General features: G+C 34.0%; 10 protein-coding genes. 1 reads left to right on the top strand and 9 read right to left on the bottom strand.

Annotation, left to right across the window (positions count from 1 at the left end):
- Positions 1–17 precede the first annotated feature (17 nt).
- The 6 genes from HM981_RS02840 to HM981_RS02815 all read right to left on the bottom strand — a co-directional run bounded on the left by HM981_RS02840 (position 18) and on the right by HM981_RS02815 (position 8,264).
- Complete coding sequence (locus tag HM981_RS02840; RefSeq protein ID WP_179337067.1) at positions 18–1,358, bottom strand: sodium:solute symporter family transporter; 1,341 nt, start codon at positions 1,356–1,358, stop codon at positions 18–20.
- Between the two features lie 6 nt (positions 1,359–1,364).
- Positions 1,365–2,807: a SusD/RagB family nutrient-binding outer membrane lipoprotein gene (locus HM981_RS02835; protein ID WP_179337066.1), complete on the bottom strand. Its 1,443-nt coding sequence runs from the start codon at positions 2,805–2,807 to the stop codon at positions 1,365–1,367.
- Between the two features lie 9 nt (positions 2,808–2,816).
- Entirely contained in the window at positions 2,817–6,011 is a 3,195-nt protein-coding gene (locus tag HM981_RS02830) for a SusC/RagA family TonB-linked outer membrane protein (RefSeq protein WP_179337065.1), read from the bottom strand.
- Between the two features lie 89 nt (positions 6,012–6,100).
- Positions 6,101–6,781 carry a TIGR04282 family arsenosugar biosynthesis glycosyltransferase gene (locus tag HM981_RS02825; protein ID WP_179337064.1) on the bottom strand — a complete coding sequence of 227 codons (681 nt, stop codon included), beginning with the start codon at positions 6,779–6,781 and terminating at the stop codon, positions 6,101–6,103.
- 35 nt (positions 6,782–6,816) lie between these two features.
- A complete protein-coding gene (arsS, locus tag HM981_RS02820; protein WP_179337063.1) occupies positions 6,817–7,872 on the bottom strand; it encodes an arsenosugar biosynthesis radical SAM (seleno)protein ArsS in 1,056 nt (351 codons plus the stop codon).
- A gap of 56 nt (positions 7,873–7,928) precedes the next feature.
- On the bottom strand, positions 7,929–8,264 hold the full coding sequence (locus HM981_RS02815; protein WP_020895861.1) for an arsenosugar biosynthesis-associated peroxidase-like protein: 336 nt from the start codon (positions 8,262–8,264) through the stop codon (positions 7,929–7,931).
- A 175-nt stretch (positions 8,265–8,439) separates the two neighbouring features.
- On the opposite strand from HM981_RS02815, the gene xdhC reads away from it, so the two are divergent.
- Positions 8,440–9,219 carry a xanthine dehydrogenase accessory protein XdhC gene (gene xdhC, locus HM981_RS02810; protein WP_179337062.1) on the top strand — a complete coding sequence of 260 codons (780 nt, stop codon included), beginning with the start codon at positions 8,440–8,442 and terminating at the stop codon, positions 9,217–9,219.
- A gap of 160 nt (positions 9,220–9,379) precedes the next feature.
- On the opposite strand, the gene HM981_RS02805 is transcribed toward xdhC, so the two are convergent.
- The 3 genes from HM981_RS02805 to HM981_RS02795 form a co-directional block, all read right to left on the bottom strand.
- Positions 9,380–10,813, bottom strand: coding sequence for a DUF6986 family protein (locus HM981_RS02805; protein WP_179337061.1), 1,434 nt, complete (start codon positions 10,811–10,813; stop codon positions 9,380–9,382).
- An 89-nt stretch (positions 10,814–10,902) separates the two neighbouring features.
- Positions 10,903–11,772 carry a 2-oxo-4-hydroxy-4-carboxy-5-ureidoimidazoline decarboxylase gene (gene uraD, locus HM981_RS17405; RefSeq protein ID WP_218846253.1) on the bottom strand — a complete coding sequence of 290 codons (870 nt, stop codon included), beginning with the start codon at positions 11,770–11,772 and terminating at the stop codon, positions 10,903–10,905.
- Positions 11,773–11,777: 5 nt separating this feature from the next.
- Positions 11,778–13,181, bottom strand: coding sequence for a urate hydroxylase PuuD (locus tag HM981_RS02795; RefSeq protein ID WP_179337060.1), 1,404 nt, complete (start codon positions 13,179–13,181; stop codon positions 11,778–11,780).
- Positions 13,182–13,185: the final 4 nt, after the last annotated feature.

Here is a 13,185-nt window from a genome sequence, read left to right as displayed (position 1 = left end):
CCACGAAAGTGGACATCTTATTTATTTGATTTTAACCATTTCGGTATGAAATATAAAATATTACAACTTAAAATTCCCCAAATATTCACCCAAAGTAAATCGGCATACTTGCCTTCTGTAAAAATTAAGGCTTCCGGAAACACATTAAAAACCAATGTAAATCCAAATACTAATCCGGTAATAACGCTCAGGTAGAAACTCATTTTGGGCACTTTGATATTCCAAAACAGAAAGATGGGTGTTAAACCAATAACCATGGTGCCAGATATGGTGGTTGCTGATAAAATTTCGGCTTCAAGAAAAACAGGAAGTGTGCCTAAAATCGCTATGGCAGCCATAGATGCTCTTCCAAAAGTTAAATCGTTAACCATGCCTAAATCAATCGCTAATAATTTTGAAAAGGATGAAAATGTTGAGTCTAGTGTTGAAGCGGCTGAGGTAATCATTATAAAATTAATGACTAATAAAATAATCACACCAAAGGCTTTACCAACTTCTACGGCGGCTTGTCCTTTAAAACCTTGGGTTTGCGCATAGACACCAATGACGCTAAATAGTATAATGCAAATAGCACCTAATAAACTCGCCCATAAAAAACTTTTACGCGTGACTTTTGGAGAACTAATAAAGGCTCTGTCGGTTAAAACTGGGTCGTGAAATGGATAACTAAACGATTGGATAATGGCTGCGAAAAATAGGTTTAAACCTAACTCAAAACTCCAAGTTCCAGAAGTGACGACATCATTGACGCTAAAAGTTTCTATTGAAAAGATATTCCATAGAATTACCATAAGTAGAATACTAAATAATACCATCTGAATCACATCAGTAAAAATAGAACTACTCAAACCGCCTTTTATCGCATAAGCTAATGTCAATATGGTGAAAACTATTATTGCTTTGTAATAGTTAGAACTTCCTGTTTCACCAAAATAACTACCAATAACCATGGTATTACTCCAGACTTCATTAAATAAACGAATAGCAATTAAAATTGAAAACAAAGCCATAGCTCCTTTTCCGAATTTGGTAATTAAAAATTGATGAATACTTTTAAATCCACCAACAACGCGCATTTTGTAAATCAATAAACCAGCGACAGCAAAGGATAGGTAATAACCAGCATACGCAACACCACCAACAATACCAAAGCTTAAGCCTAAATTGGCTGCATTGGTAATGCTCTTGGCAAAAATCCAAGAAATAATAAGGCTTCCGGTAAGCACTAAAGCGTTTGGTGCTTTCCTTTTATGAACCGCCTTAAAAAATTCGTCTGTAGTTTTTGCTAATGGCGATAATACAAAGAGTAGTAAACTCGATGCAATTATCAATGTCCATTGCCAGTTAATTATATCCATGTATGTTTATTCATTCCACCAAACTGGCACGTTTATACTATTGTTATTGGTTGCATTGGCAGCAACACTGTAATTTTCGAAATTTAAAGCGGTTTCTTCTGCAGGATAAGGCATTCTTATTGGAATTATATCGTTGTTTAAACTTGCGGAAATAGTTTGCAATTCAGGGAAACCTGTTCTTCTGTACTCTATCCATCCTTCGTAACCATTAATAATATTTGCAATCCATTTCTGTGTTAAGATTTGTTCTATTGGGTTTGACCCAAAAGCATTATAAGCGGCAGGGCCAGAAAGGTAATCTGTAGGTAATTCCGTGTGCCAATACTCAAACGCTAAAGTAACTCCAGCGTTGTATAACATCTGTGCATCTGCATTGATAAAACCTTTGGCAGCCGCTTCGGCTAAGGCAAATTGTACTTCCCAAGCGGTTATAAAATTAGCATCTAAAGTTGACGTATCTTCTCTGAAAGCTGTGCTTGCTAAAGAATAATCTGCTAAAGCAATAGAGGTCGAAGATGCATCAATACCATTTAATAAACCATTAAATTCATTAGTGCTTGAATTTGAGAACGGACGAAATAAACTTGAAAGTCTCGTGTCATTTAGACCCACTAAAATATCTTCCATAGTTTCGGACAATACAAAATTGTTAAAATCTCCAATTCTTAATTGTGCCAATCTAAAACTGTTTGGGTCTGTGTTTGTAAAATTGAAAATAGCATTTTCACTGTTTGAAGTGATATAATTGCCTTCATCAAAAAGCGTTTGTAAATCACTAGAAACATCTACTTTATCTGAAATACGAACTAAATTTTTGATTTTTAAAGCATTCGCAAATTTTATCCAAGCGTCTAAATTGCCATCAAATAAAATATCGCCTTCCAATGGAATCACATCAGTATAGGCTTCAATAGCCGCAATGCCTTTATCTAAATTATCTAATATACCATTTTCATTAAGATAGATGTCTTCTTGTGAATCGTATGCTGGTGTTACCGTGCCTTCAACACCATTGAACGCTTCAAAATAGGGAACGTCTCCAAATAAATCAGTTAAACCAGCAGCCATATAGGCTTTTAAAATTAATGCAGGACCTTCATAAACAGCAAAGGTTTCTGTTGTTCTAGCTTGATTTAGGATAATTTCATTATCTCTCAAATTGGTATAAAAAATAGGCCAAGGATTACCTCCTAATTGTGGTGATTTTAAAGCATGTCTATCAAATAAATTGAAATCTAAAGCGGTTCTATGTTGTGCTAATAAATCGCCGGCAACAAAGCCTTCGTAACTCATGTTTTCTCCAAAATCGTAAATAACCTGTCTTAGCAACAAACTCGGTTGGACCGAACTGGGTTGGTTTGGGTTGGTATTTATGTCTTCAAAATCTTTGGTACAACTCATCGTTGTTGCAATAAATAAAACAGAAAGTATATATGTGAAATTTTTCATGTTGCTTTTTTAAAAATTAAATCCGGCTTTAAAACCAATACTTCGTGTTGTAGCATAACTCATGTCTTCAACACCATTTACAAATCCATTACCTTGAACGGCTAATTGTTCTGGGTCAAAATGCGGATTTTCGGTAATTGCAAATAAGTTGTTTCCAACTAAGGAAAGACTAATGTCAGCACCTTCTTTCAAACCTAAAAAGTCATCTTTTATATTAAAAGTATAGCCAATAGCGAATTGGCGTAGCTTCAAAAAGGAAGCGTCATAAACATTATTTTCTTCATGATTTCTATCGTAAAATTGTCGGTAATAACTTTCTGCAGTAATCGCAACGGTATTTGCTTGTCCTGTATTTACATTGACACCTTGTGCAACAATTCCGGCATCTGGTCGGTAACTCGTTTCTGCTAGTTGACCACCAACATTTCCTAAAGCGCGTGTTCTAGATACAATTTCGCCTCCTTGTCGCCAATCGAATAAAAAGCTCATATTCCAATTTTTATAATTGAAATTGTTACTCCATCCTAATGTAAAATCTGGATTATAATTTCCTAGTTTTTTTAAGTTGTCATCGGCAATGTAGTTACCATTATCATCAATTAAAAATTCATCATTTTCATTTTTTAGATAACCAGTTCCGTAAAAATCTCCAACACGTCCACCTTCTTCCACCTGAAACCAAACCGTTTGGTTGGCGCTATCATAAATTCTACTATAAGCAAGTGTTAACCTTCCGTCCGACTGTGGCAAGTTTTTAATAACAGAGCGATTAGTGGCGAAGTTAAACGTGCTATTCCAATTGAAATTATCCGTTTGAATTGGTGTAATCCCTAAAACAATTTCTACACCTTGTGTGTTTACATTTCCGCCATTAACTACTTGTTGGCTGTAACCAGAAGAAATGGCAACAGGTAAAGAAATAATTTGGTCCTTTGTATTGGCATTGTAATACGTAAAATCGAATCGTAATCTATTATCTAAAAATCGTAAATCTGTACCAAACTCATAAGAGGTGGTGCTTTCTGGTTTTAAATTGGCATTGGGAATAAAATCTTGGTCGCTAAAAGTAGGTTCGCTATTGTATGGTGTTTGTGATACAAAAGCACCAGAAGTTTGGTAAGCACTTGTGTCGTTTCCTACTTGTGCCACACTCGCTCGCAGTTTTGCAAAAGATATGGCAGTTGGTAATTCCACAACATTAGATAGTATAAAACTTGATGACATTGAAGGGTAGAAAAACGAGGTTCCATCTACCGAAAAAGGTGTGGCTAATGCACTAGACCAATCATTCCGTCCTGTAATATCTAAGAATAAAAAGTCTTTATAACCCAGTTTTGTAATACCGTAAAATGAGTTGATACGCTTTTCACTTTCAAATTGAAAGACTTCAATAGGTGAAGCTGCATTGTTTAAATTGTAAATTCCGGGTTGTGCCAAACTAACCGTTTGTGATTGTTTAGTGGTTGCGATTTGATTCAATCTATTTCCACCTAAAAACACATCTACAGAAATATTATTAAACTGATTTTTATAGTTGATTAAAAAATCGGTATTCACTTCTCTAAACATGACATCGTGCTCTGCATAAGCACCATTACTGAAGCGATTACTACTATACGCTCTGCGTAATTCACGCTTTTCAGTACTATAATCCATTCCTGTTCTTAAGGATATGCTTAAATTTTTAGTCAGTTCTTTTTTAATGGATAGATTTCCAAAAATACGGTCGCGATTAAAGGAATTTGTATTCTCATTTAAAATGAAATACGGATTATCAAAAAATGTGTAATTAAATGAATATTGTTGTGTCCCTTCTAAACCAGGTTGCCAATAATTTTTAAGATTTTCTATATTTAAAGAGCGTGGTCCCCAAGCAACAAGCGAATAATTGGCATTTTCACTTCCATAACCATTAGCAGGTCTATTGTCACTATTAGAATTTATATAACTGAAAGATGAATTAATTTCCGTATTGTCACTTGGTTGAAAGTTTAATTTAGCAGAAATGGTTTGTCTATCTAAATTAACACCAGGAATAATTGATTCACTTCTTAAATCGGTGAAAGATAATCGGTAATTTCCAGAATCGAACCCATTAGAAACTGAAATATTATTAATGGTTGTAACACCAGTTTCGTAGAAATCTTTTAAGTTATCTGGATTCGATTTAAAAGGTGTTGCTGTGATGTCTAAACCATCGTAAAGCGCAGTATCTCCACCTCTTACAAAAGTGCCGTTTGGTAATTGCACAGGACTATCAAATTGCGCAATCAACAAACCAGCATCTAAACGTGGTCCCCAAGAATAGGTAATATTATCATTGATACCACCACCAAGACCGTCAACATATTCAAACTGACCAGAATTACCTTGACCATATGAATTTTGAAATTCAGGTAATGTAAAAGCTGTGTCTACAAAAAGCGAGGAATTAAAACTAACGCCTAAACCTCTTTTGTTTTTTCCGTTTTTGGTTTCAATAACAATAACACCATTAGATGCTCTTGTGCCATATAATGCTGCAGCACTTGGCCCTTTTAAAACGGTAACAGAACCAATATCATCAGCATTCACTTCCATACCACCATTTCCAAAATCAATTTCTTGAAATCCGGCTGCAGCTTCATTGGTGAAATTAAAAACCGTTTCGTTGTTAATCGGCACACCATCAACCACAAATAAAGGGTTGTTATTAGAAAAAGACGCTTCGCCTCTAATCGTAATTTTAGATGAAGATCCAACGCCTGTGGCACCTTGTGTAACCGTTACTCCAGCTAATTTACCTTGTAAGTTGTCTAGGAAGTTCACTGTTTTTACTTCCGTTAATTTTTTAGAAGAAATGGCCTGGACAGCATAACCTAATTCTTTGGTATCTCGCTCTAAACCTAATGCGGTAATTACGACTTCATCTAAAGCAGCAGAATCTTCTTGTAATTCAATATTGATAATTGTTTGATTTCCTATTTCAATAGTTTGTGTTTTAAAGCCTAAAAATGTGTAGGTGAGTTTATCTGTAGTTGAATGAACGACTATTGTGTAGGTGCCATCATCGCTTGAGATAGTTCCATTGCCGTTGCTAGATGAAATGTTTACAAAGGGCAAAGGTGTTTTAGAATTGGCTTCGGTAACTGTTCCGGTAATTGTAATTTGAGCATTACTGAAAAAGCAAAAGCATAACAGTAAGCATAGGTAAATGTGCTTCATATGTAGACCACAAAACGTGGCTATTTTTTAAAATGAGAGATTATTTAATTGAAAAAATCTTTAGGTATTAATGACATTAAAACCCAATTCTAAATATGAAGTAAGGCAGGTGAGCCTTTATTGTAGTGTTTGTTTAAAACGGTATTGCCTTGAAAAACAGAGGCGACTATTGCAATTGTTTTTATTTTTTTTAGAATTTTTAAAAGCAGTTTTCTAATATTGAAATCTAAAGATTTAAAACTTTTTAAGACCAATTCTATATCTGAAGTGTCATCAATATCTGTTAGCGTTTCTAAATAGGAAACACTTTCATTTTGTTGTTGTAATTCTTGATGCAAACAGCGTCTTAATTTAGACGTCTGCCAAGGTAAATTTTGGATGTCTGTTTTACTGAAATGTGCTTTTTTGAAACCCATTAAATAGAATCCTCCATCGGTTGAAGGTCCTAAAACATAATCTGAATTCTCTAATTTATCTTTGGCTTTTACTATAAGATTAGCGGTAAGGTTGGGGATATCATTACCAAGTGTTATAACATTTTGAAACCCTTGGTTAAAAACGGTTTCAATAGCATTGGTAAAACGTTCTCCAAATGAATGTCCTTTTTGCGCTTTCTCAGAAATATGAAAATAAGGTAAACCCGCTTTTTTTACTGTTTTTACAGTATCAGAATCAAGCAAATTAAAGAAGTCAGAAGAAACAACTGATTTTGACGTCAATTGTTTTTCTGCTGAATTTGCAAAGATTAATATGGCGGTTTTGTTCTTCATTATTTATTCCTGCGAAGGCATGAATCTTAATTTGTTTATGCAACAACCCCTTGGCAACTACTTCCTGCTCCAGCAGTACAACCATAGCAATGTTGAGAAATAACGATGTTTCTTCCTTCTAATAATTCTTCGTTAAAATCTGAAATATGTCTCGATTTGCTATTTACGGGTAACTCTAGCATCTGATTAAAATCACAATCAAATAAATAACCATCCCAACTAATCGATAAGGTATTGGTACACATCACATTTTCTACGGCAGCCGGATTATAAGCCTCGACTAAAGAATACATATAATCTTCGTAGTTTTCTGAAGCGATTAAGTAATCTAAGAATCTAGCAATTGGTAAATTCGTAATCGCAAATAGATTATGAAATTCAATTCCAAAATCGTCCATCAATGCCTTTTTAAAATCCTTTTCCATAGCCACTTGGTCACCAGGTAAAAAAGCTCCAGACGGATTGTAAACTAAATCTAGTTTTAGATCACTTCCTGGCATTCCGTAACCCACGGCATTTAATTCTTGTAAAGCTTTTATAGATTTATCAAAAACACCATCACCACGTTGTTTATCCGTTTTTCCACGTGTCCAGTGTGGCATAGAACTTACCACATGTACATTATGTTTTTTAAAGAATTCTGGCAAGTCATAATATTTTTTGTTTGCTCTAATAATGGTAAGGTTAGAACGTACAATGAAATCTGTAATACCAACTTTAGCAGCTTCTTCTACAAACCATCTAAAATCAGGATTCATTTCTGGTGCTCCACCAGTTAAATCTAGCGTGTGCGCACCTGAGTTTTTTATGACTTCAAGACATTGTCTCATGGTATCTCTGGTCATTATTTCTTTTCGATCCGGACCAGCATCTACATGGCAATGGTCGCAAACTTGATTACACATGTAGCCAACATTAATCTGTAGAATTTCTAGTTTTTTAGCTTTAATTGGAAATTGACTCGTTTCTGAAATCTTATCTTTAAAGGTTGGTAATTCACCACTTTTAAAGATACCATTAGAGAGTATTTCTATTTGTTTATTGCTTTGCGCTAAATCGTTTCCGAGTTTTTTTAGGGACTTTGTTGCCATTAATCGTTTCTCTTGTTTGTAATTCTTACGAAATTAATGCGGTTGAGGTTTTTATCTTAACCGTCTAATTTGTTGACTTTATTCATCATTTGTACACCATGTACTAAAGTGGCGCCGCTTTTTATGGCTGCACCAACATGTATGGCTTCCATCATTTGCTCTTTAGTAATGCCACGTTGTAATGTGTCTTTTGTATAGGCATCAATACAATATGGACACTGTTCTGTATGCGCTACAGCTAAAGCTATGAGTGATTTTTCACGAGCAGTTAAAGCGCCTTCTTCAAAAACTTTTCCGTAATAATCGAAGAATTTTGTTCCTAATTCTTCACTCCATTCTGTGATTTTTCCAAATTTGCGTAAATCCGCAGCATCGTAATATGGTTTTGACATATAGTTGTATTTTGATTAAAAAAATCAATATACAATCTTATGTCGAAGTTAAATCCTAAAGATTACAGAAAATTTTAAAAGTTTGATTGCTATTAAAAGGTTTGACTCTAGTTTTAGAGGATAATACCATTTATATCAAAAAAACCTTACTTTTAAATTCTCTTTTTTATTAGAAATGCAAAACTGGATTGAATTACTTTTTGAATTTAAACAAAAGCAAATACCTGTTGCCTTTATAACGGTGACCAAGTGTTTAGGGTCAACTCCTTGTGTGGTAGGTTCGCGTATGCTTGTGACTGAGAACAAACATATTCACGGAACTATAGGAGGTGGGAAACTTGAATTTAAAGCCATAGACGAAGCTATCGTTGCTTTAAAAGAGAATAGAATTATTGAATCGACTTATACTTTGGGACCCGAATTTGAACAATGTTGTGGAGGAAAAGTGGAATTTATTATAGAACCTATGAATCAATCACCAGAATTATTTTTATTTGGAGCAGGCCATATTGGTGTAGAAATCTGTAAGCTTTTAGTCGATACGCCTTTTAAAGTGAACTTAATAGATTCGCGTGAAGAATGGTTTTCTAATTTAGAATTAGATAAAATTGTAACGACGCATCAAGTCAATGAAACTGATTTTAAATCTTTTAAAGAAGTGGTTAAATGGGGAAGCAATTGTTATGTGTTAGTGCTCACACATAATCACGCCATTGATTTTGATTTGATAACTATGGCTTTGCAAAATGAAACTAAATTTTTAGGACTAATAGGAAGCAAAACAAAAAAAGTGCGATTCAATACTATGTTGATTAATGAGATGCATATTCCTGAAGGAATGATAAATGTGGTGTGTCCAATAGGATTAGATATTGGTGGAAATACACCAAAAGAAATTGCGATTAGTGTAGTAGCACAATTACTTCAAGTGCATTATAAAGCAACTGCGGAATAGTTGGTTTCCAATAGGTATTCTCGCGACTTGTTATTACTGAATCGATATTATTATATCACTATATAAAAATATTCCACATCATACAATTACATTTGTAACTCTAGTCTGTGGAATACCTATTTTGAAATTGAAATGAGATTCCTGTTTTCACAGGAATTTGTTATTTTAATTTAGCTCTTCTATCTTTTAAGATTTTCGCAAAAGAACGTGTTCTTATTTCGTCTAAAGTTAAACCTGTAGCTAATACTTCATCGACAGTTATAGCACCACTATTCAATGCTTTTAAAAAGTAATTTAAAAGACCTTGTCCAGTTGCAGCATCATCAAACGTATCACCAATTAAAGTGGCTTGTGCAGCTTTTTCAACAAAAGTTCTTAAACGTATAACAGCTTCATCATAACTCTCTAAAAAGAAAGCATAAACAGCAGTGTAACGCATTGGTAATTGTGCAGGATTTAAATCCCAACCTTGATATAATCCTTTGTATAACGAATGACGAATATGTCCATAACCTTTTAACCAAGCACGATGTACAACTTTTTTGTTTTCTTTCTCTTCGGCTTTAGTTAAATCTCCACGATGTGGTCCAATAGGCATTGTGTTTGTTGCACCATCAGATAACCAAATACCTGTATGAGCTAACGCCACTTTTGTTGTGTAATGTGCAAAATCACATACGTCGTGATCCATTTCTTGGTAAGATGCTGTAATGTTATTTGAAGCTGTATAATCATAAGTCCCAAAATGTGTAGCGATACAACGGCCTTTACTTGCAGCTATAAATCTGAATAATGGGTTAGTTCCATTATGATCCATTATAGATTGCGTAGTTTCTACCATCATTTCCATTTTAAGTGTTCCAGATTCTAAATTGAATTTTTCTTCAATTAATTCGAAAAACGATACTAAGGCTATGATTTGTTCTGGAATAGTCACTTTTGGTAACATCACCACAAAATTGTTTGGTAATTTTCCGTTTGATTCTGTTAATAATGTGGTTAAGAATAAATCGAGTGTACGTTGTCCACGGTATTTTAATTCTTCTGTAAAAGGTTTAATTCGAATACCAATAAAAGGAGAAAGTGTTTGATCGTTAATACCAATTGCGACTTGTTTTGCAGCGAAAACAGCAGTTTCATCTTCTTCTTGATCTGAACGATTTCCAAAACCATCTTCAAAGTCGATTCTGAAATCTTCAACTCCTTCAGATTTTAATTTAGCAATAACTTTTTGGTAGATGTTATATGAAAATCCTGCTGGATGGTTTTTAATTTCATCTTTTGATAGGCTTTCTAATTCCTTTATCAGTTTTTCTTGCTTTTTAGTTTTTGAGGGTAATTTTTTACTTCCTTTTAATTCAAAAGCTTTACCGAATTCTATGAAATTAGGTGCATAATGTAATAATGATTTTAAAGCAATACCACCTAAAACATCTGTAGTATTAGATTTGAAAAGATTGGCACCACCATAAACCGTATGAATAGGTTGACGATCTTCTCTGTCTCCTCTGTATATTTTATTGAATGCTTGGTTTGCCGTTTTTAAATCGTTAAATATGGCGGCTTTTTTGTCTTCTGAAATACTTGTATTCATAATTTTATGTTTTAATATCATTGCGATGTCGAAGGCCTTTGTAATCTATTTTATTGTGTCTTCGATATATTAACAACGACGTCTTTATTTTAACTTCCTCTATAAGTTGAATACCCAAAAGGATTTATTAGTAATGGAATATGATAATGGCTACCATCTGTAACTTCAAATTGAATTGAAGCTTCAGGATAAAAACCATTTTGATTATTGTTTTTATAGTAGTCTGCGGTATTAAAAGTCATGGTGTAATATCCAGGAACTAAAAGTTGTCCTGGAGGCAATACATCTGGAATACGACCATCATTATTTGTAATACCAACACTCATTGGAGTCCATTGGTTATTGCGTAAACCTTTTAAAGTAATGAGCATGTGTTTTGCAGGAATACCTATAGAAGTGTCTAAAGCATGTGTGGTTAAATGACTGCTTAAATCTGCTTTTTCGGAAAGACCTTCAATCAGTTTTACTAAACGAATTACAGTGATTTTATGTTGCTCGTTCATAGCTAAATAAATTTCATCATCTGTAGAATTGTTTAATCTTGCATTTACTATTGCTAACATTTCTTTTGCCGATTTTCCGCTAGCACTAACAATAAAAATATACCCAAATTTAGCTTCGTACAATTCATTAGCCTTGGCTAAGGCTTCAATCGTTTCTATAGTAGCTTCAGCAACTTTAGATTGTTCGTTTCCTGCCCATTCAGCTGTATGTGCAAATTTTTCTTTTAAACTCTCAACATTTCCTATTTTAGGATGCCCTGTAAATGCTTCTTTAAAGTCGTCAACAGAACAGTCGTTATACCAAATAGATGCTGTTTGTTTGATGAGATCATTTTCAGAAGAAAAAGGTCTATGTTCAATCATTTTATGGACCCAAGTTTTAGAAACACAACATTGCTCTAACTTTGAAAAGGCCTCTTGTTCTGAAAGTGAATTAAGTTCTTTTAGTGTTATCATAATCTCTATTTTGGTGCTCCTTGATTCATCCAGCAATTAATCATATCGCGCTCTTCTTGAGTCATTCCTGTTTGATTATTATTAAAAGGCATATTCTTACTCACCACAGCACGTTGAAAAATCTTGTCTTTCAAATTGTAAATCTGTTCAGGTGTATCGTATTTTATGCCATTAGGTGCTACTTTCCAGACATCGTCTGTTGGGTTTGCGGAATGACAAACGGCACATCGGTTGTTAATAATGGCTTGTATTTCTGTAAACGAAACATTCTCTTGGCAGTTTTCATATTTAGGAGGTGTAGGTGCCGTCATAAATGCCATTCCAAATAAAATAACGACAGCAATTGGCATCACCCAAACTGAGAGCTCACCTTTTTCTCTAAGGTTTAGATAATGTTTTACACCAGCGGTTCCTAGAGTTATACCAATAAGTACGAGCCATTGATAGGTGTTTCCAAAAGTACTTGGAAAATGATTACTTATCATCACAAACAAAACAGGAAGCGTAAAGTAATTATTAGTGTACGAGCGTAAACCGGCTGCTTTGCCATCTTCAGGATTTGGTAATAACCCTTTTTTTGCTGCAGCGACCATGCGTTTTTGCCCAGGAATAATGGTGAAAAATACATTGGCTGCCATTAAAGTTCCTAGAAAAGCACCAAAATGAATATAAGCCGCTCTGCCACTAAATACTTGTGCATAAAACCAAGCAAATAAGAAAACTAAAGCTGTTATAGCTATCGTAAAAATTGTTTTGTTTTTGTTTAAACGTTTACATATTTGGTCGTATAAAACCCAACCAATAATTAAAGAACTGATACTAATTGTTATTGCTGTTGAAGGCAGAATATCTAAAACTTCAGGATCTATTAAATAAGAACTAGCATTAAAATAATAAACTATAGAAAGCAAGCAAAAACCAGACAACCATGTAAAATAAGCTTCGTATTTAAACCAATGTAAATGTTTTGGAATCTCTTTAGGTGCTAGTTTATATTTTTCGACATAATAAAATCCACCACCATGAACAGCCCAAAGATTTCCCGCTAATTCATCTCTTACGTTTTCAGTTCTGTTAAGTGCGTTTTCTAAAAAGACAAAATAGAATGAAGCTCCAATCCAAGCAATACCAAAAGTAATATGGATAAGTCTAACCGTTAAGTTTAGCCATTCAAAAAAGTGACTTTCGTAAATGCTTCCTTTTAAGAATAGATATAAAATTCCTATTCCACAAACTGAACCAACCACAATTAAAGCATAAAACCAATTTTGGGAGGTTTGAATGGTTTCAGCCTTTTCATAATCTCCTTTGGCATTAAGCGCTTTAATAGAATGGTTTAATTTGTAGGTCGCGGTAACAATTACCGTGAAAATTACAACCCAAGCTATAAGTAAAAATACTTCAATCATTCAG

The sequence above is a fragment of the Winogradskyella ludwigii genome (assembly GCF_013403985.1).
GTDB classification, from domain to species: domain Bacteria; phylum Bacteroidota; class Bacteroidia; order Flavobacteriales; family Flavobacteriaceae; genus Winogradskyella; species Winogradskyella ludwigii.
This window is presented reverse-complemented; position numbering and strand designations above follow the sequence as displayed.